Genomic DNA, 17,717 nt, shown 5'->3' with positions numbered 1-17,717 from the left:
TAGCGGCGCCGCGTGTCAGGACACCGTGACCCCGCTCGACCTGCGATTACTTCGATGTGTTTTTGCCGCGAATGCGTTTTTTCGCTGACGTGGGCGACACCGGCTTCTTCGCGACGACCGGGCGCGGCGCGGACACGCGCGCCACTGGCTGCGGCGCGATCTGAGCCGGTTGAACGGCTTGCGCTGCTTGAGCCACTTGCGCTGCTTGCGCCGCCTGCAACGACTGCACGGCGAGACTCGCCCTCAGCGATTCGATGTCCTCGGCATGACGCGCGTTCGTCGCCTGCGCCGCATCCAGCCTGCCCTGCAACACGCCCGCCTGATGACGCGCATCGCCAAGCTGCGCCTGCAACGCATCGAAGCTTGCGCGCTGCTGCACGTCGCGCTCTTCCGCACGACGCGTGGCCGCGTCGAGTTCTTTTTGCAGCCGCGATGCCGTGCTGCGCTCTCGGTCGATCTCCAGCAACGCACGCTTTTCCGACGCCCGCAGCCGCTCCGCCGACTGCTCCGCGTCAGCGCGCAACGCCTGCAAATCGCGCGAAAACTCGGCTTGCGCGCGCGTCAGCGCCTGATCGCGCGCTTCGATTTCGTCGCGAAGACGCGCGTTTTCCGACTCCAGCGACCGGCGTGTTGCATCGCTTGCGGACTGCTCTTTTTCCAGCGCCTGAATATGCACCTGCGCGGTCAGTAGCGCCGCCGTGCGTTGTTCGAGCGCGGCTTCGGTGCGCTCCAGCTCGGCACGCGCCGCCAGCACCGACTTCTCCGCCGTCAACTTCTCCGCATCGACTTCGACGCGCAACGCGCCGAGCGCTGCGTCAGCCGCCTCCGACGAGCGACGCCACAACGTGGCGACCAGATCGCCGGCTGCCGACTGCAATTCCTCCGGCAGATCGGGATGCTCGATCCGCACGCGGCTTTTCTCGCGCAATTCCGTCCAGAACTCGCCCAGCACCGCGACCGGCGTGCTCATGCTGCCGCGCTTCACCAGTTGATAAAGCCGGTTCGCGGTTGGCGTGATGCCGTAGCGAAAGAACAGCAGCGCGCAGGCTTCGCGGTACAGGTCGCGCGTTTTCGGAAAGGCCGTTTTCAGGCGATCGAGATCGGCGGCAAGCTGGACTTCGTCGGAAATGGCGTCGGACATGATGGAGAAGGATAAAATTTATGAAAATATTATAATGTAAAACGATAATTTTCTACGTTATTTCGTTATTGTTTAGACATTACGTTTATAATGTTCATGTTGACCCGTAGTGCCGGGTTTTAGCCCGCACTCGCTCACCTTCATCCAACGCCCTTCGCCGCCATGAATGCACCCGTCGTGTCCCTGAAACCGCTCGATGCCCTCGCCGTGCCGACCGGCCTCGACGGCAGCAGCGGCACGAATCGCGCGCGCAGCGGCGTCGCGCAGATCGCCGCGAATAACGACCTCGACGCGCTGCGCGCATGGCTCGCCCGTTTCGTCGATACCCGCACCACGTTCGAGAATTACCGCAAGGAGGCCGAGCGCCTGTTGCTGTGGTCGGTCGTGCAACTGGGCAAACCGCTGTCGTCGCTGACGCACGAAGACCTGCTCGTCTATCAGCATTTCCTCGGCGATCCGCAGCCGCGCGCCACGTGGGTGGCCGGCAGCGGACGCAAGCATCCACGCAACGATCCGCGCTGGCGGCCGTTTTACGGGCCGCTCGCCGCGACCAGTCAACGTCAGGCGATGGTGATTCTCAACGTGATGTTCGCGTGGCTGGTCGAAGCCGGGTATCTGGCGGGAAATCCGCTGTCGCTGTCGCGGCAACGCGCGCGCCGGGCCAAACCGCGTGTCACGCGCTATCTGCCGCCGGATCTGTGGGGCGAGGTCAAGGCGTATATCGACGGCCTTCCGCAACACACCGATCGCGAGCGTGCGCACTACGGGCGCGCGCGCTGGCTGTTCACGCTGCTCTATCTGGGCGGCCTGCGTATCACCGAAGTCAGCGAAAACCATATGGGACGGTTTTTCGCGCGTCGCGATGCGCACGGCGAAGAACGCTGGTGGCTCGAAGTATTGGGCAAGGGCGAGAAGGAACGGCTGGTGCCCGCGACGCGGGAGATGATGGTGGAACTGAGCCGGTATCGCGTCGCATGCGGGATGGCGGCGTTACCGTCGGAACGGGAAGACACGCCGCTCGTCTTGCCGATCGGTCAATCGCGCAAACCGCTGACGCGCGCGGCGCTGCATCAGATCGTCAAGGACGTGTTTCGCGGCGCTGCCGACCGCCTGCGTCAGCGCGGCGAAGCATTCGAAACGCACGCGGCACAGCTGGAGCGCGCGTCCGCGCACTGGATGCGCCACAGCGCCGGCTCGCACATGGCGAATCAGCAGGTCGATTTGCGGCTCGTGCGCGACAATCTCGGCCACGCATCGCTGACGACGACCAGCCTGTATCTGCACGTCGACGACGACCGCCGCCATCAGGACACCGACGAGAAGCACCGGATCAACTGGTAAGCGATCACCGCCCTACTCGGCGTGCGTCGGAAAAAACGGCGTGCGCCGCGGCGCTTTCCCTCAATTGGTGCAAAAATCCGGCAAATTCCAGCGTATGACGCGAGCATTGTGTCTCCGGCGAGAATAGTGATTTCATCTTTTTAGTATTTATCGCGGATACCCATAGTCATAGACTGTCATCACTGGTTGCAGACAAACACTGCGACCCGCAAAAAACACTCTCTGGAGGTATCAATCATGAAATCGCTTATCAAGGCTGTCGCTATTGCTGCTGTTCTCGCTGCTCCGGTTGCATCGTTTGCACAATCGAACCAGCCCGTTACCCGTGCTGAAGTGCGCGCACAACTGGTTCAACTGGAAAAGGCCGGTTATAACCCGAGCCAGAACGACCTGTATTACCCGGCAAATGTCCAGGCAGCACAAGCACGTGTCGCTCCGGTTAATACCGTCGAACAAAGCGGCTTCGGCTCGTCGACAAACGGTAATTCGCAATCGGGTTTCCGTCACGACAGCACCGCTAGTTCGTATTCCCCGCCCGTCTATAACGCACATTAATACGTGCGTAGAGATGAGTCTGAATGCACGATTAGAGTCTATTGCCGGATGTCTGATTAACGGCATCGTCGCTTCGATAAAGCTCCCTGCGGGGAGCTTTATTTTTTTCAGCGAACGGATCGCGAATGACGCGGAGGCCGCCGCGATTCGTCACCATTCGCCACATCTCGAACTTACCGCACGTTGCCCCGGCGTTACCGCGCCTTACCGCAACGCATGAAAATCCACGCCAGACGGCCGTTTCCCCTGCTTTCCGCACTCTCAGGAAGCAATCCATCTACGCACGGTGGCTAATCTACTGCCGATGCGCGGCGATAATCGTGTCTTAAGATTCTCACCTTGCATTGGCCTCGTTTTGACATCGACTAGCATGCTGTACCCGGAGCTTTACAAATCGCTGGAAGCCGTTCGATGGGATATGGAGAAAGATATTCCGTGGCATCTGTTCGACGGCACGAAACTGACGGATAACCAGGCCGTCACGATCAAGATGAATGCGATCACCGAATGGTCCGCATTGCCCGCGACGGAAATGTTCCTGCGCGACAATAAGCACGACAGCGACTTTTCCGCATTCATGAGCGTGTGGTTCTTCGAGGAACAAAAGCACTCGCTCGTGTTGATGGAATATTTACGGCGCTTCAAACCGGAACTCGTGCCGACCGAGGCGGAATTACATGCGGTTCGATTTGAATTCGATCCCGCGCCGCCGCTCGAAACGCTAATGCTGCATTTTTCCGGTGAAATCCGTCTGAATCACTGGTATCGACGCGCCGCCGAATGGCATACCGAGCCGGTCATTCGCCATATTTACGAAACCATTTCGCGCGACGAAGCGCGGCATGGCGGCGCTTATTTGCGATACATGAAAAAAGCGATGACGCAGACGGGCGATCTCGCGCGTGCGGCATTCGCGAAGATTGGCGTGCTGATGGCATCGGCGCGGCGCAACGAGCGTCCGCTGCATCCAACCACGCTGCACGTCGCCAGGGCCGAGTTTCCGAACGACACCGTTCAGTCGCGTCTGCCGAATCCCGAATGGCTGGAGCACTGGCTCGACGAGCAGATCCGCTTCGACGACAGTTGGGAAAAGAAGGTCGCCGAGCGGATCTTGCACAATCTGTCGGTGCTGTCCGAGCGCTCGTTCGCGTCCGCGCAGGAGTTGAACCGGTATCGCAAGGAACTCAATGCGCGGCTCGCCGAGAACGCCGGTGCGCTGACCGGGATCGTGAAATAGCCGGAGAAAATGCCGCGTGCGCGGCATTTCGTTTATCCTTTCGCGCGTTTTAACCAATCTCTTTTTCCAGAATTATCGTGACCGCAACCCGAACCACCGTCCCCCACGCCAGCCCGAAAACCCGCAAACCGCTCACGCTGATCCAGTTGCTCGCCATCATCGGCGGCAGCGGATTGCTGGCCAGCATCGTGTTGCAACTGGTGCTTTAAGTCTTGTGCGGGCGTCGCCCGCAATGTTTGCGCAACATTGACGCATCACCGTCGGCCGCGCGCCGGCTCATCGATATTTGCATTTGCCATGTACAAAAAGGGCGTAGCCGTAGAAATCCAGTTTTCACCCGAACGACTGAACGACGGGGCCGGCGATCCGTACTGGATCGATCTGACGATAGATGAAGCGCAGGCGCTGTTGCAGACGTTGCAGACGAAACTGGCGGGCGGAACGGCCGCGCCGGTGGTATTTGGGCTCGACGAACGCGGCGTGGCAAGCGACGCAAGCAGCCGCGCCGACGCAGCAACGGTCGAAGTCGAAGCCGCCGCCGTCGTCGCGAATGACGACTTCAAGCAATGGGTGTGCGTGATCTGCGGCTGGGTCTACGACGAAGCGGCCGGTCTGCCCGACGAGGGCATTCCCGCCGGGACGCGATGGGCCGATGTGCCGGCCGACTGGCGCTGCCCGCTGTGCGATGTGGGCAAAGAGGATTTCGCGCTGGTGGAATTCTGAGCGTTTGACGCGGCGGCGAGCGTCCGCGGGTTGTCGTCGGTCTCCGGCCAATCGACCCAACCCGCGTGACCACAGGCAAAATACGGCAACAGCAACCGCAGGACGGAAGCGAAAGCCACGTCAACCGCCAACCCGATGACCCTCCCCGATCCATTGCAAGTCGCGCACCGCCACGTTCAGGCGGGCGAACTGGCCGAAGCCACGGCACTCCTCGAATCGCTGCTGGCCACTCAGCCGAACCACGCCGAAGCGCTCGAAGGCATCGGCTACATCGCGGCAAAACAGGGCGACGCCGAAAAAGCCGCCCGCTTCATCACCCGCGCGATCGACGCCATGCCCAATCCAGGCACGGAACAACTCCACTTCGCCGCGCATCTCTGCCAGCACGCAAATCATCACGCGCAAGCCGTCGGCCATTTCGAACGCCTGCTCGCGAAAAGCCCGGCCCACGCGGAATCGTTGCTGGGTATCGCGCTGTCGCTGGTGCGACTCGGCGACCACGATCGCGCGCTCGAACACTTCGACCGGCTGATCCGCTTTCATCCGCGCCTCGCCGAACCGCATTACAACAAAGGCAATCTGCTCGGCATGCTCGGCCGGTACGACGACGAAATCGCCGCGTATCGGCAAGCCATCGCGCTCAAGCCGCAATTCGTCGCCGCGCATGTGAACCTCGGCGTCGCGCTGCGCGATCTGCATCGCTTCGACGACGCGCTTCAGCAGTTCAAGAAAGCCGTTCAGATCGACACGAACGACCCCGGCGCGCGCACCAATCGCGCGCAGACCAATCTGCTGCTCGGCCAGTTCGAACATGGCTGGCGCGAGTACGAATGGCGCTGGCGCGACGGTACGGTCGAACTCGGTTTCGATCCGGCCACGCAATGGAACGGCACGCAAGCAGTCGCTGGAAAAACGGTGCTGGTTCATCACGAACAGGGGCTCGGCGATACGCTGCAATTCGTGCGCTTCATCGACCGGTTGCGCGATGCGGGCGCGCAGGTCGTGCTGCGCGTGCAGGACGCGTTGCTGCCGCTGCTGCGCGACTATCCGGCCGCGACCCGCGTGATCGGAGAACACGAGCCGGTGCCGTCGTTCGACTATCACTGTCCGACGCTTAGTCTCGCGTTCGCGCTGAAAGCCCGCGACGCGGATCTCGCGATGCCGAAGCCATATCTGCACGTGGACGCCGCCAGACGCGCGCAATGGAACGATGTGTTCGCCGCATTCGATGCGGTGCCGGATCGTGCGTCGAAACGGCCGCGCGTGGGTATCGTATGGTCGGGCAGTACCGGGCATCTGAACGATCGTAACCGCTCGATTCCACTGGCAACGCTCGCGCCGATTTTCGATGCCGACGCCGATTTCGTGTCGCTGCAAAAAGACGTGCGCGACGACGATCGCGCGACGCTTGATCGGCTTGTTGCGCAACGCAAACTGGTCGATGTCTCGGCGCGGCTCGCCGGTTTCGACGACACGGCGGCACTGATCGACGGGCTCGATCTGGTTATCAGCGTCGATACCTCGGTCGCGCATCTGAGCGGCGCGCTCGGCAAACCCGTCTGGATCGCGTTGCCGTTCACGCCCGACTGGCGCTGGCAACTCGGCCGCAGCGACAGCCCGTGGTATCCGACGGCGCGACTGTTCCGCCAGACCGCGCGCAACGACTGGTCGAACGTGATCGAGGACATGCGATGCGCGTTGCAGACGCAGCGCGCATCGTCCGACGCGCCGCGCTGAAATCGGCGCGACGCGGCCGCGCACCGGAGGCGCTGCCGCCATCGGACGATGCCCCTATAATCGACGCATGAAGAACGCAAAATCCGCTACGGCCGCCAGCACGCTCAACGCCGCGAACGCTCCCGCGCCGGACGCGGCCGCCGCACATTCGCACGATCATGCTCACGCGGAGACGCACGCTCACGCGCACCCGGTTTCGCCCGAAGCCGCGTTGACGCTTGCCGATGAATATTGCCGCGAGCGCGGCGAGAAACTCACGCCGATCCGGCGCAAGGTGCTTGAACTGCTGCTGACCTCGGGTCGTGCGACCAAGGCGTATTCGCTGCTCGACGATATGCGTCAGATCCACCCCGGCTCCGCGCCACCGACGGTGTATCGCGCGCTGGATTTTCTGTTGTCGGCGGGATTGATCCACCGGATCGAATCGATCAACGCATTCGCGGTCTGTCACGACCTGACGCATTGTCAGCACGGCATTCTGGTGGTGTGCCAGCAATGCGGCAACGTGACGGAACTGCATGAGCCGACCCTGCGCAACGCACTCGTCGCACAGATCGAACTGGCGGGTTATCGGCTCGCGGGCGACAACATCGAGCTGAAAGGGTTGTGCGCTGCCTGTCAGGCAGCGGAATCGATCGAAGGCGCGGGTCGGTCGGGTTCGCAGAAAAGCACGAAAGCCGCCGGACAAGCGACAGCGGCGACACATGCCGGCACGCACGGCACCACGCCTGCCGAACACGCGTCAAACAGCTGACGCCAGGACGCGCGGCATCGCGCGCGTCCGGTCGGCGCTCGGATCAACCCGCTGCGCGAGCCTCGATGGCGTCGTGCAGCAGCGTCACCAGATCGTCCGGGCGCGCGGGTTTCGTCATGAAATGCTGGAATCCTTCACCGATGCTGCGCAATCGGTACGCGTCGTCGGTATGTCCGGTCAGCGCAACCGCCACGGACGGCGCACGATCGCCGCGAATCTCGTGATCGCGAATACGCTGAATCAGGTAAAAACCGTCCATCGCGGGTAATTCGAGGTCGCAGACCACGGCGTCAGGCGACACGCGCATCGCCGCCTCGACACCCTCTTCCGCATCGGCCACGGCGACCACATTGGCGCCTTCGGATTCAAGCAAGCGCGTCAGCGATTCCCGGCTGAGCGGATCGTCCTCGACAAGGACGATGGTTGCGTGATCGAGTTTCAACACTTCGTTCATTGTGTTTTGCTGCTGATATATCAGGTTGGGCCGTTCGACGCGGCCATCAATTTGCCGCAATTCTCGCCGCTCGGCGCCCGTTCCGACCACCTTAGTTACATCTTGCTGCATGTTGCCGCTCATGATTTGACTCGATTTTTTGCGCGACGGCTGCCAAAACGATCCGATCCCGACGAACTGGATCGCTGCAACGCGGCGCGCACCTGAACGTCCCTTCGTATCGTCCGTCTCCAGACTTCTACCTGGCCCGCAAGGCACGCGCATGAAAAACGACGTCCGGATCGTGGGTCCAGCACACCGGCGTCGGCCTCTTTTTGGTGAATCCATTCGCTGACAGCACACCGCGTGCCCGACCGCGCAGTGCTGCGCGCTAATACCGATCCCGCCGTCGAAAAGCCGGCGCTATCATCCACCAGCAACGCGCAGTCCCACGGTGCGCCCGCGCACGCAATGCCCACCCAGACCGGTCAAGACGATGCCAGCCCTCGATTCCGCGACGCTCGACACCCTCCGTCATGTCAGCACGGCCACGCTCACCACGCAGCTATTCAAGCGCGGTCTGCGCAATACCTTTATGCAGGGCGTCGCGCCGCTGGTCGCGCAGACCGGCCCGAATCTCGTCGGACCGGCGTTCACGCTGCGCAATATCCCGTCGCGCGAAGATCTCGACGTGCTCGAACTGTTCGCGAATCCGGAGTACGCGCAACGCAAGTGCGTCGAGACGATCCCGGCGGGACATGTGCTGGTGCAGGATTGCCGGGGCGAGCGAAATAGCGCGTCGTTCGGATCGATCCTGACCTTACGTCTGCAAGTGCGGGGTGTCGCGGGGATGGTGTCCGACGGACCCGTGCGCGATGCCGCGACGATCGCGGCGCTGGGCCTGCCGGTGTTTTGCGCGGGCGCGAGCGCGCCGCCGAATCTGCTGCGCCATCACGCGGTGGATATCGATGTGCCGATCGGATGCGGCGGCGTGGCGGTGTTTCCCGGCGACGTGATCGTCGGCGATACCGATGGCGTCGTGGTGATTCCGCATGAAATGGCGGCGGAGATCGCGCAAGCGTCCGCGCAACAGGAGCACCTGGAGGGGTTTCTGACCGAGCGGATTCGGGCGGGCGCGGCCTTGCCCGGCACCTATCCGCCGAACGACGAGACACGCGCCGCGTACGACGCGTGGCGTAAATCGCGCGGCGAGTAAGACGATACGGCCGCTACTTCCCGCGCGGCCCGACGCCTTGCGTCAATAACGCAATCGCATGCCGCGCGATATCGTCGGCGTTGAGATTGTGGCGGTCCGGATCGTCGCGCCACAATTTCGATGCGGCGAGCGGCAACAGCGTCAATCCCAGCAAGGTCGGGAACAGCAGCGCCGGCTCCAGCCCCGGATTCAGCCGCCCTTCCTGCTGCCAGCGCGCGACCGCGGCCAGCGACACTTTCTGGCTCGAATCGCCGAAACGCTCGTGCATCCGCTGCCGCAACATGCCGCTATCGCTGATCACTTCGCGCAGCCACAGCGGCGCAAACCACGGCGATTCGCTCGATACCGCCACCAGACGATGCGTCAGCTCGGTGATCGCCAGCACGGGATCGTCCGGATGCTCGCGAAACGGCGAACCCAACGACATCCGCAACGGCACGAAACGCTCGTCGATCAATACGTCGAGCAACTGCTCGCGCGTCTTGAAGTAGTAGTGAACCATCGCCGACGTAACGCCGGCTTCGCGGGCGATCGCGCCCAGCGTCGTATCGACGATGCCCTGCCGCGCGAACAGCGTGAGCGCGATGTCCATCAGCCGCGCGCGCTGCTCGGGGCCGCGCGCACTGCCCGCGGGCCGGCCGGGGCGGCGCGCGGGCGGCGGAATGTCATCGGGGACGGAAGTCGTCATTGCTTTCCATTTGACCAGAATCGAGATGTCGCATATATTAACCTCCGAGTTAATTAATTTCAATACCACGTCCCCTATGAACACTCGTACAACGGATCGCAACGCCGTCGAAGCCGACGCCGCAATGCTGGCGCCGGTGCCGCCCGCGGCTTCGACGCCTGCTGCCGTGTCCGAACCCGCGACACCCCCCGCCCAGCATCCGCCCATCCGGCTGCTGTTTCCCGCGCTGCTGCTGGTGATGCTGCTCGCCGCGCTCGATCAGACCATCGTTTCGACCGCGCTGCCCACCATCGTCGGCGATCTCGGCGGGCTGAACAATCTGTCGTGGGTCGTCACGTCGTATCTGCTGACGTCCACCATCGTCGTGCCGCTGTACGGCAAGTTCGGCGATCTGTTCGGCCGCAAGATCGTGTTGCAGACGGCGATCGTGATTTTTCTGGTCGGCTCCGCGCTGTGCGGCGTCGCGCAGGACATGACGCAATTGATCGTACTGCGCGCAATCCAGGGACTCGGCGGCGGCGGCCTGCTCGTGATCACGATGGCCGCGATCGCCGACGTCATCCCCCCTGCCGACCGTGGCCGTTACCAGGGTCTGTTCGGCGGCGTCTACGGACTTGCAACCGTGATCGGCCCGCTGCTCGGCGGCTTTCTGGTCGAGCATCTGACGTGGCGCTGGATTTTCTACATCAACCTCCCGCTCGGCCTGATCGCGCTCGTCGTGATCGGCGCGGTGTTCAAGCCGCATGCCGCGCACGTGAAGCACAAGATCGACTACATGGGCGCCACGTTTCTGGCCGGCGCGCTAACCGGGATCATTCTGTTCACGAGTCAGGGCGGCACGATGCTGCCGTGGTCGTCGCCGCAATTGTGGTTCACGCTGGCGCTGGGCCTCGTATGTATCGGCGGCTTCATCTATGAAGAAAGACTCGCGTCGGAGCCGATCATTCCGCTCGCGCTGTTCAAACAACGTACGTTTTTGCTGAGCAGCCTGATCAGCTTTATCGTCGGTGTGTCGATGTTCGGCTCGATCACGTTCCTGCCGCTTTATCTGCAGGTCGTCAAAGGTTCGACGCCTACTGAAGCCGGCATGCAGATCCTGCCGATGATGGGCGGCCTGCTGGTGATGTCGATGGTCAGCGGACGCATCATCAGCAAGATCGGCAAATACCGCTTCTTTCCGATTGCGGGCACGCTGCTCGCCAGTATCGCGATGCTGCTCCTCGCCCGTCTGCAGATCGAAACGCCGCTGCACGTGATGTATCTGTATATGGGTCTGCTCGGTTGCGGACTCGGCATGGTGATGCAGGTGCTCGTACTGGCGACGCAAAACACCGTCGAGGTCCGCCATCTCGGCGTGGCGACGTCGGGCGTGACGCTGTTCCGGCAGATCGGCGGATCGGTCGGCGTAGCGGGTTTCGGTGCGGTGTTTTCGAATGGACTGGCCTCGCGCTTGCAGGCGACGCTGCCCGACGGCGCCGAGTTGCCGCGCGGTGTCGGTCCCGCGGCAATCCAGCATCTGCCCGATGCGCTGCGTAACGACTATCTGCATGCATTCGCGGGCGCGCTGCATACGGTTTATCTGGCGGCGGCGTGTGTGGCGATCACCGCATTCGCGATGTCGTGGTTCCTGAAAAATCATCCGTTGCGCAAGCGGTAATCGTCGGCTCGCCTGTTGCGGCGACGCACTCGAATCGTGCACATGGCACGCATTCGATGCGTCGCCGCTTCGCATTTTGCGCAACCATCATCGTTCATTTTTACCGGCTACGTCCGCGTAAATTCTCATTTCGCGTAGTGTTCATATAAAAAATGTTTCGTCATGCCAGGAGTGCCTTCGTTGTGTGCGGTAACGCACCATAGGTAGGTGGCTACGTCGATTGACGTTGAACCCGAAAGCTCACATATTTGGGAGTAGCGCGCCCCGCATAATCCAGAGCGCGTAATGCCACTCTCCAGTGCATGAGTCTCGATGCCGTCGAGCGACGCATCGTCATTGCGCCGGAGCATGCCGTTATGGCAAGACTTGAGTACCGATAGGTTCACCGCATGTCCGCGCAGACTGATCCTGGCCAAAGCTTTCCCATGCCATGCCAACTGTGCGGCGGGGCGCTGTATCAGCACGTTGAATTCTGCCCTTATTGCGGCGCCATTCATCCGCTCGCGCCGGGTCCGCACACGCGTCTCGTGCCGCCGGCGAAGCCCGCAAAAAGTATCCGGCTGCCGTTGAAGGCGCCGCATCTCGCGACTGCCAAACTGGCAACCGACGAAGGCGAACTGCCGCCCCTCGCGTCGCCCGACACACCGATTCCGCCGCTTGCGCATCCGCCTTCATCGTGGCCCGTCGCGAAGATGCTGAGCCGCGTGATGGTGCTCTTGCTCGCAGTGATTGCCGTCGGTTTTGCCGCGCATGTGCTGATCGGCGAAAAAGCGCCGTCGAAAACCACGGCGACACACGACGACGAGGCAGCGCAAAGCGCGGCAGGAACGATCGAACCGTCGGGCCCGAAGGCGACCACGACCGCGACCGCACAGCTTGCGCCCGCGCCGACACCCGCACCGGCGACGCCGCTTGCGCGTCCGGCCACGCCGTCCGTTGCACCGGCGATTGCGCCTGCGATTGTGCCCACTATCGCGCCGTCGTTTGCCGCGAACAAACCCATCGGCAAGACGCCCATCGTGCCGCCGACCGCCGCGCCCGTCATCACGCCGATCATTCCGCCCGCGAGCAAAAGCACGACGCTGGCGTCGATCGCGCCGCCAGCGGTAATGCCGACGCCAGCGCCTGCACCGAAGCCGTCGCTCGCGCCCGTGATCGCGACAGCACCCACCATTGCGCCCGCGCCCTCCACCGCGATCGCCACACCCGCCGCCAACGCGCCGCACTATCGCTCGCTCGCGGACAGTCTTCAGGCCGCGCGCACGAAAATGCTCGCGAACGATCTGACCGGTTCGCAAGCCGCGTTGAATGCCGCGTTCGCGATGCAGCCGGACAACGCGGATGCGCAAATGATCCAGCGTAATTTGCGGCCGTTGCAGCAGCGTCGGGATATCCCATTGCAGTCCGCGAAACTGTGCGCGAAAGAGCGTGTCTGGAGTTGCGTGCGACAGAACGCCAGCACCGTTCTCACGCTCGACACCGGCAACGCCGACGCAAAGTCCCTTCTGGAAAGCGCGATTCTGCAAGCTGGCTGGTTGCCGTTGGCGACGAAGCCGGCCGGCACGACGCCATCGCAAGCCGCAACGGGCGCAACGGCCAACGTCAACGCCAGCCCCAACACCAAAGCCGCCGCGACCGCGCCCACGACAACCGCTCCAGCACCGACACCGCCGACACCGACGCCCGCACCCGCGCTCAGCACGGCCGCGAATCAGACGGCGCGTCCGCCCGCAGCGAACAGCGTCGATGCGCAGGAGCGCGCGATTCTCGAGAACGGCTGGAAGCGCTTGCCCGCGAGCGCGCCGGGCGCGGCAAAGACCGGCGCCGCGCCGTAGCGTGCGGGGAATGTGTGGCCATCGACGCGATTGCAGCATCGACCGCCGCACCTACGATTTCGCAGCACCGCTTCACCGTCGCTTCGCGCGTCGCGCGAAGGCCGATCAATCAGACCAACAAGGTGCACACATGCTGACAACAACTCTGGCAAGGTGGCTGGCGCTGACCCTGACCGTCGCGATGTCGGTCGCCCATGCCGCGCCGACACCCGCGCCCTCGCCCGCCGCGCACTACAAGATCGTGACCGGACCCGAACGCGGCACGTATATCCAGATCGGCGCGGACCTGTCGAAGTACGTCGCGGGGCCCGCCGGCATCGACCTCGAAGTGATGCCGTCGAAAGGCTCCGCCGAGAACGTGCAACGGATGCGTTTCGAACCCGGCGTGAAGCTCGCGCTGGTGCAATCGGACGTCTACCAGGCATACGTGGATATGGCCAATAACGGCAACGCCGACGCGGGCACGGCGATCCGTCCGTTGCGCCTGATCATGCCGCTCTACGACGAGGAAATTCACTTCGTGGTGCGCGCCGATTCGCCGCTCAAGTCGATCAACGAGATCAAGGACAAGGTCATCAGCGTCGGCCTGATCGGCAGCGGCACGGCGCAGTCCGCGACGACCTTGTACCGGCTGATGTTCGGCACACCGATCCCCGAACAGAACGCGCAGCATCTGAGCAACGAGGATGCGCTCGCCGCACTGATCGTCAAAAAGATCGATGTCGCGATCATCGTCGCGGGACAACCGGCCAAGCTGTTCACCGACATGAACCCGGACCTGTTGCAGCAGATTCGTGTGCTGCGGGTCGATCCGAATGCGCCCGAAACCGCGCGCGCAAAACAGACCTATTTTCCGGCGACATTGCGCGCGAGCAGCTATCCGAACTGGCTGAAAGAAGACGTGCCGACGTGGACCGTGAAGGCGTTTCTCGTCACGTACGACTATGGTTTGCGCGACACCGTCGTCAATCTGAACCGTTTCGCCGATTCGCTTTGCACGAATTTCGACGCGCTCCAGGAACACGGTCATCCGAAGTGGAAACAGGTGAAACTTGAATTGCCGGGCCTTGGCAAAGGCTGGAAATATTACGGCCCCGTTGAAAAACGTCTGCGGACATGCGCCGCGACGCGAACGGCTGCCGCAAGCGCAACACCGCAACAGGCGTCGCAGAAAACGCAGGTACGCAGCAGTTGTACCGATCAGGAGCGTTTGCTGCTGTTGTGCAAATGATTTTCCGGGTCACGCCGGAATGACTTTGAGTCTGCTCCGTTCCCGTCCGCGCCAGGGTATGGCGCGTAACGCCATACCCTGGCCGCTCACCTGGGCGACGGCAGGCGCGGCGTGCGTGCGGACGCGATATCGCGCATCGTTTGCGTGATCCACCACCGCACACCGAAGCGGATCATTTTCATCACCAGCCGACGCTGACGTAACACCGCGAGCGTCGCGAGAGCGGCCGCGATCAGCGTCGGTGCGGGGACGTTCTGCAACGAGTCGAGCGACACGACTGCGGTGGACGGCATGCGTGTGACGGGCGTGACCGGGAGCGTGCGGCGCGCGTTGTTCGCGGCAGACGCTTCATAAGCGATTCCGACCAGTTCGCTGCGGCTTGCGCTCATCCGCGCGAGCACCAGCGCTTCGTCGCGTGCGTAATCTGAATGACGATGTTTCATTTCAGCGCCTCTTTAACGGTTTTCAGATCTTCGTTGAGCTCAGCCTGCAAAATCCTGAACGGTTGTACGGGACGCTGCGCGCGCACCAGCACGAACGCCAGCAGCGATACCACCAGCCACACACCGGCGATCGCCCATGCGGCGATACGAAAGTACGGCGTGCCAACCGTCGTGATGATCACCGCGACACAGACGAACGACAGCGTGAACAGCGCGCCGACCACCAGCGTCATCAACGCGATCAGTTCGCGAACGACGAGTGTCTTGGCTTCGGCAAGCTCGATCGCGAGCAGCTCGCCGTAATCGGGAACCCGTCGGCTGACGAAGCGGCCCACGTTTCGCCATTGCGTGATCTTCGAACGAATCGACATCTTGTAGCTCCATCCGGCAATCCGGCAATCCGGCGATAAACGGGTGAGCGCGAAAGCTCGCGGCTCGGGCTTTGGGTGCTTTAGGTGCTTGATACGTAATGCGTTAATACGAATGGTGTTACGTATGCTGCTTTGGCTGGCGATGCGGGTTCGCTGGCGTTTTTCTGCTGGCTTTCTGGATCGATTCGACGTCTGCGCGATCGATCGATGCTGGGATTCCTTCGCGTGCGAAGGATGTTTTTACGTACTTTTCCGACGCCGCGGTATGCGCCCGGTGATCGCGGCGTCATGGATCGCATGCGCAAATCCACGACGCCGGGGTTACACGTCCGGCCGCATTGCTCGCATTCAATGCGCTTTCAGTGCGTGTTCCGTGCGCGTACCGTTCAGTCGCGATCCGGACCGCCGCGCCACAATGCGCCGACCACGAAGCCGGTCAGCGCGGCCACGGCTACAGTCGTGATCGGGCTGCGTACCGCTGCGTCGCGCAGTGCGGTGGCGGCGTCCGCATAAAGCTGCTGCGCGGATCCGGTCAACTCGCGTGCCTTGCCTGAAATCTGCGTTTGCGTGTCTCCGAGCAATCCGCCGACTGCGTTTTCGACCTTGCCTACCGCTTCCTTCGCGACGCCTTCTGCCTTGTTCGTGTCCATGCAAATTCTCCGTCGTTGAGCGGGAACGGCGCCGTCGTCAGACGAAATCGTTGGACGCCGCGCGTGCCCGCAGGTGAGTGCTACACGTAAGGGTTCGCAAGAGGTATGCCTGTCCGCTCGCGCGGAGGTTTTTCGGTGTTTTTGGGGTTGGGGGGATGAGAGCGATGCTGTGCAAAAGATCGAATTGGGACGTTAGCGGTGCTTTCTTCGCCCGATTGAACCGGTGACAAGCGAAATACACTGATTTCCATGGCGCGAGTGATCGTGTCGGCAGGAAGGAAAGACGGAGGGGTCGAGAGGTTTGAGAGGGCCGCTGGGGGATTCGTAGTTGGTGGTTGTCGTTGGTGTTTGTCGTTGGTGTTTGTCGTTGGTGGTTGTCGTTGGTGTTTGTCGTTGGTGTTTGTCGTTGGTGTTTGTAGCTTCATCTTGAGATCGTAATGCATCACTCTTCACCCAAGCCCCGCTCCTGATCGAACTCAGGCCGGGGCTTTTCCATTTCGATTTCGATCACGATCTGTGCAGTCAAGTTCGTCTGTACAGTTCGGACGAATCCGGCCGATCCGTACCTTATCTTTTCGTTCGCCTTGCGCGATGCTCACGCGTTCATCTCACTCGCGCGCCCTCTCTAAAAATGGAAAAATCCACCACCGGCTGGCTGAACGGCCTGCTCGGCGTGCTGATCTTCAGCGGATCGCTGCCCGCCACGCGTCTCGCCGTCCGGGGTCTCGATCCCGTGTTCCTGACCGTCGCGCGCGCGAGCATCGCGGGTGCGCTCGCGGCGCTCCTGCTGCTCGTCTTTCGCCAGACCCGCCCCGCACGCCGTGATCTGTTGCCGTTGGGGATCGTCGCGATCGGTGTCGTCGTCGGATTTCCGCTGCTCACGGCACTCGCGCTTCAACACATCACCTCGGCGCATGCGGTGGTATTCGTCGGCTTGCTGCCGCTCTTCACTGCGATCTTCGGCGTGCTGCGCGGCGGCGAGCATCCGCATCCGGCGTTCTGGATCTTCTCGACGCTCGGTAGTGCAGCCGTCGTCGGGTTTGCGATCCGCGACGGGGTGCATGCATCGCCGCTCGGCGATGCACTGATGCTGGCCGCGATCGTCGTGTGCGGTCTGGCCTATGCGGAAGGCGCCCGACTATCACGGCACCTCGGCGGATGGCAGGTGATCTCCTGGGCGCTCGTGCTGTCATTGCCGTTGATGGCGCCGCTCGCATGGTGGCTGCGCCCGGCGTCGTTCGACGGTATCGGCCAAGCATCGCTTTGGGGTTTGGCATACGTGTCGCTGTTCAGCATGCTGATCGGCTTCGTATTCTGGTATCGCGGACTCGCACTTGGCGGCATCGCGGCCGTCGGACAACTGCAACTGCTTCAGCCGTTTTTCGGACTCGTGCTTGCCGCGTGGCTCCTTCACGAACAGGTTCCCGTCGTGATGGTGCTCGTCACGATCGCGGTTGTCGCATGCGTAGCGGGCGCGAAGCACTTTTCGCGCAGCGTGCCCTCGCGACGCACCGCATAAACGCTTCGAAGCATTCGCATGCGCGTGACGCATGCCACCATTCATGCATGACGGCAACGCATGCGTGCGATGCGCAAATGCGCTGCACGCATGCCACGATCTGCGTCGCATGCGCGCCCGGCATGCGACGCACCGCTGATATGTCATGCACATCGTCGCGACCTCCAACAACGAATCTACGTAACA

General features: G+C 62.4%; 20 protein-coding genes. 14 read left to right on the top strand and 6 right to left on the bottom strand.

Going from position 1 to position 17,717, the window contains the following annotated elements; all coding sequences use genetic code 11:
- Nucleotides 1-46: 46 nt before the first annotated feature.
- Complete coding sequence (locus tag PW947_RS15155) at nt 47-1,141, bottom strand: DNA-binding protein (RefSeq protein ID WP_299633146.1); 1,095 nt, start codon at nt 1,139-1,141, stop codon at nt 47-49.
- Between the two features lie 162 nt (nt 1,142-1,303).
- Here PW947_RS15155 and PW947_RS15150 point away from each other — a divergent pair, with 162 nt between their 5' ends.
- The 8 genes from PW947_RS15150 to PW947_RS15115 all read left to right on the top strand — a co-directional run bounded on the left by PW947_RS15150 (nt 1,304) and on the right by PW947_RS15115 (nt 7,488).
- Nucleotides 1,304-2,482 (top strand): tyrosine-type recombinase/integrase, encoded by a 1,179-nt coding sequence (locus PW947_RS15150; RefSeq protein ID WP_299633145.1) that lies wholly within the window; start codon nt 1,304-1,306, stop codon nt 2,480-2,482.
- 237 nt (nt 2,483-2,719) lie between these two features.
- Nucleotides 2,720-3,037, top strand: a complete 318-nt coding sequence (locus PW947_RS15145; RefSeq protein ID WP_299633144.1) for a DUF4148 domain-containing protein — start codon at nt 2,720-2,722, stop codon at nt 3,035-3,037.
- Between the two features lie 13 nt (nt 3,038-3,050).
- Complete coding sequence (locus PW947_RS15140) at nt 3,051-3,257, top strand: hypothetical protein (RefSeq protein WP_299633143.1); 207 nt, start codon at nt 3,051-3,053, stop codon at nt 3,255-3,257.
- Nucleotides 3,258-3,407: 150 nt separating this feature from the next.
- Nucleotides 3,408-4,274, top strand: a complete 867-nt coding sequence (locus PW947_RS15135) for a ferritin-like domain-containing protein (RefSeq protein ID WP_299633142.1) — start codon at nt 3,408-3,410, stop codon at nt 4,272-4,274.
- Between the two features lie 77 nt (nt 4,275-4,351).
- On the top strand, nt 4,352-4,483 hold the full coding sequence (locus PW947_RS15130) for a hypothetical protein (RefSeq protein WP_299633141.1): 132 nt from the start codon (nt 4,352-4,354) through the stop codon (nt 4,481-4,483).
- 88 nt (nt 4,484-4,571) lie between these two features.
- Nucleotides 4,572-4,997: a rubredoxin gene (locus tag PW947_RS15125; RefSeq protein ID WP_299633140.1), complete on the top strand. Its 426-nt coding sequence runs from the start codon at nt 4,572-4,574 to the stop codon at nt 4,995-4,997.
- 135 nt (nt 4,998-5,132) lie between these two features.
- Nucleotides 5,133-6,734: a tetratricopeptide repeat-containing glycosyltransferase family protein gene (locus tag PW947_RS15120; RefSeq protein ID WP_299633139.1), complete on the top strand. Its 1,602-nt coding sequence runs from the start codon at nt 5,133-5,135 to the stop codon at nt 6,732-6,734.
- A 67-nt stretch (nt 6,735-6,801) separates the two neighbouring features.
- Nucleotides 6,802-7,488 (top strand): Fur family transcriptional regulator, encoded by a 687-nt coding sequence (locus PW947_RS15115; RefSeq protein ID WP_299633138.1) that lies wholly within the window; start codon nt 6,802-6,804, stop codon nt 7,486-7,488.
- 43 nt (nt 7,489-7,531) lie between these two features.
- Here PW947_RS15115 and PW947_RS15110 read toward each other — a convergent pair whose 3' ends face one another.
- On the bottom strand, nt 7,532-7,942 hold the full coding sequence (locus PW947_RS15110) for a response regulator (protein WP_299633137.1): 411 nt from the start codon (nt 7,940-7,942) through the stop codon (nt 7,532-7,534).
- Between PW947_RS15110 and PW947_RS15105 the strand changes: the two genes are divergently transcribed.
- Nucleotides 7,916-8,149, top strand: a complete 234-nt coding sequence (locus tag PW947_RS15105) for a hypothetical protein (RefSeq protein WP_299633136.1) — start codon at nt 7,916-7,918, stop codon at nt 8,147-8,149. The genes PW947_RS15110 and PW947_RS15105 overlap by 27 nt on opposite strands.
- Nucleotides 8,150-8,417: 268 nt before the next feature.
- Nucleotides 8,418-9,137 (top strand): ribonuclease activity regulator RraA, encoded by a 720-nt coding sequence (locus tag PW947_RS15100; RefSeq protein ID WP_299633135.1) that lies wholly within the window; start codon nt 8,418-8,420, stop codon nt 9,135-9,137.
- Nucleotides 9,138-9,150: 13 nt separating this feature from the next.
- Here PW947_RS15100 and PW947_RS15095 read toward each other — a convergent pair whose 3' ends face one another.
- Nucleotides 9,151-9,825 carry a TetR/AcrR family transcriptional regulator gene (locus tag PW947_RS15095; protein ID WP_299633134.1) on the bottom strand — a complete coding sequence of 225 codons (675 nt, stop codon included), beginning with the start codon at nt 9,823-9,825 and terminating at the stop codon, nt 9,151-9,153.
- Nucleotides 9,826-9,949: 124 nt separating this feature from the next.
- Between PW947_RS15095 and PW947_RS15090 the strand changes: the two genes are divergently transcribed.
- From PW947_RS15090 to PW947_RS15080, 3 genes are all read left to right on the top strand, one after another.
- Complete coding sequence (locus tag PW947_RS15090) at nt 9,950-11,482, top strand: MDR family MFS transporter (protein ID WP_299633322.1); 1,533 nt, start codon at nt 9,950-9,952, stop codon at nt 11,480-11,482.
- A 425-nt stretch (nt 11,483-11,907) separates the two neighbouring features.
- Nucleotides 11,908-13,317, top strand: a complete 1,410-nt coding sequence (locus PW947_RS15085; protein WP_299633133.1) for a hypothetical protein — start codon at nt 11,908-11,910, stop codon at nt 13,315-13,317.
- Between the two features lie 130 nt (nt 13,318-13,447).
- On the top strand, nt 13,448-14,548 hold the full coding sequence (locus PW947_RS15080; RefSeq protein ID WP_299633132.1) for a TAXI family TRAP transporter solute-binding subunit: 1,101 nt from the start codon (nt 13,448-13,450) through the stop codon (nt 14,546-14,548).
- A gap of 86 nt (nt 14,549-14,634) precedes the next feature.
- Here the strand turns inward: PW947_RS15080 and PW947_RS15075 are convergent, their stop codons facing one another.
- From PW947_RS15075 to PW947_RS15065, 3 genes are all read right to left on the bottom strand, one after another.
- On the bottom strand, nt 14,635-14,991 hold the full coding sequence (locus tag PW947_RS15075; RefSeq protein ID WP_299633131.1) for a hypothetical protein: 357 nt from the start codon (nt 14,989-14,991) through the stop codon (nt 14,635-14,637).
- The gene (locus tag PW947_RS15070; RefSeq protein ID WP_299633130.1) at nt 14,988-15,362 is read right to left on the bottom strand and encodes a phage holin family protein; all 375 of its coding nucleotides are present in this window, start codon (nt 15,360-15,362) and stop codon (nt 14,988-14,990) included. Before PW947_RS15070 ends, PW947_RS15075 begins: the two co-directional genes overlap by 4 nt.
- A gap of 386 nt (nt 15,363-15,748) precedes the next feature.
- Nucleotides 15,749-16,012, bottom strand: coding sequence for a CsbD family protein (locus tag PW947_RS15065; protein WP_299633129.1), 264 nt, complete (start codon nt 16,010-16,012; stop codon nt 15,749-15,751).
- Nucleotides 16,013-16,643: 631 nt separating this feature from the next.
- Between PW947_RS15065 and PW947_RS15060 the strand changes: the two genes are divergently transcribed.
- Nucleotides 16,644-17,531 carry a DMT family transporter gene (locus tag PW947_RS15060; RefSeq protein WP_299633128.1) on the top strand — a complete coding sequence of 296 codons (888 nt, stop codon included), beginning with the start codon at nt 16,644-16,646 and terminating at the stop codon, nt 17,529-17,531.
- The last annotated feature ends 186 nt before the right edge of the window (nt 17,532-17,717 follow it).

The organism is Paraburkholderia sp. (assembly GCF_028283785.1).
Taxonomy (GTDB): Bacteria; Pseudomonadota; Gammaproteobacteria; order Burkholderiales; family Burkholderiaceae; genus Paraburkholderia.
Note: the sequence above shows the minus strand (reverse complement) of the source record. Positions and strands in the feature narration are given on the sequence as shown.

Bases quoted from the DNA above. Each gene is read 5' to 3' on its own strand.
- PW947_RS15110 (WP_299633137.1), bottom strand. From the start codon at position 7,942: ATGAACGAAGTGTTGAAACTCGATCACGCAACCATCGTCCTTGTCGAG.
- PW947_RS15095 (WP_299633134.1), bottom strand. From the start codon at position 9,825: ATGACGACTTCCGTCCCCGATGACATTCCGCCGCCCGCGCGCCGCCCC.
- PW947_RS15120 (WP_299633139.1), top strand. From the start codon at position 5,133: ATGACCCTCCCCGATCCATTGCAAGTCGCGCACCGCCACGTTCAGGCG.
- PW947_RS15070 (WP_299633130.1), bottom strand. From the start codon at position 15,362: ATGTCGATTCGTTCGAAGATCACGCAATGGCGAAACGTGGGCCGCTTC.
- PW947_RS15135 (WP_299633142.1), top strand. From the start codon at position 3,408: ATGCTGTACCCGGAGCTTTACAAATCGCTGGAAGCCGTTCGATGGGAT.
- PW947_RS15090 (WP_299633322.1), top strand. From the start codon at position 9,950: ATGCTGGCGCCGGTGCCGCCCGCGGCTTCGACGCCTGCTGCCGTGTCC.
- PW947_RS15150 (WP_299633145.1), top strand. From the start codon at position 1,304: ATGAATGCACCCGTCGTGTCCCTGAAACCGCTCGATGCCCTCGCCGTG.
- PW947_RS15085 (WP_299633133.1), top strand. From the start codon at position 11,908: ATGCCATGCCAACTGTGCGGCGGGGCGCTGTATCAGCACGTTGAATTC.
- PW947_RS15065 (WP_299633129.1), bottom strand. From the start codon at position 16,012: ATGGACACGAACAAGGCAGAAGGCGTCGCGAAGGAAGCGGTAGGCAAG.
- PW947_RS15060 (WP_299633128.1), top strand. From the start codon at position 16,644: ATGGAAAAATCCACCACCGGCTGGCTGAACGGCCTGCTCGGCGTGCTG.
- PW947_RS15155 (WP_299633146.1), bottom strand. From the start codon at position 1,141: ATGTCCGACGCCATTTCCGACGAAGTCCAGCTTGCCGCCGATCTCGAT.
- PW947_RS15145 (WP_299633144.1), top strand. From the start codon at position 2,720: ATGAAATCGCTTATCAAGGCTGTCGCTATTGCTGCTGTTCTCGCTGCT.
- PW947_RS15125 (WP_299633140.1), top strand. From the start codon at position 4,572: ATGTACAAAAAGGGCGTAGCCGTAGAAATCCAGTTTTCACCCGAACGA.
- PW947_RS15100 (WP_299633135.1), top strand. From the start codon at position 8,418: ATGCCAGCCCTCGATTCCGCGACGCTCGACACCCTCCGTCATGTCAGC.
- PW947_RS15115 (WP_299633138.1), top strand. From the start codon at position 6,802: ATGAAGAACGCAAAATCCGCTACGGCCGCCAGCACGCTCAACGCCGCG.
- PW947_RS15140 (WP_299633143.1), top strand. From the start codon at position 3,051: ATGAGTCTGAATGCACGATTAGAGTCTATTGCCGGATGTCTGATTAAC.
- PW947_RS15075 (WP_299633131.1), bottom strand. From the start codon at position 14,991: ATGAAACATCGTCATTCAGATTACGCACGCGACGAAGCGCTGGTGCTC.
- PW947_RS15080 (WP_299633132.1), top strand. From the start codon at position 13,448: ATGCTGACAACAACTCTGGCAAGGTGGCTGGCGCTGACCCTGACCGTC.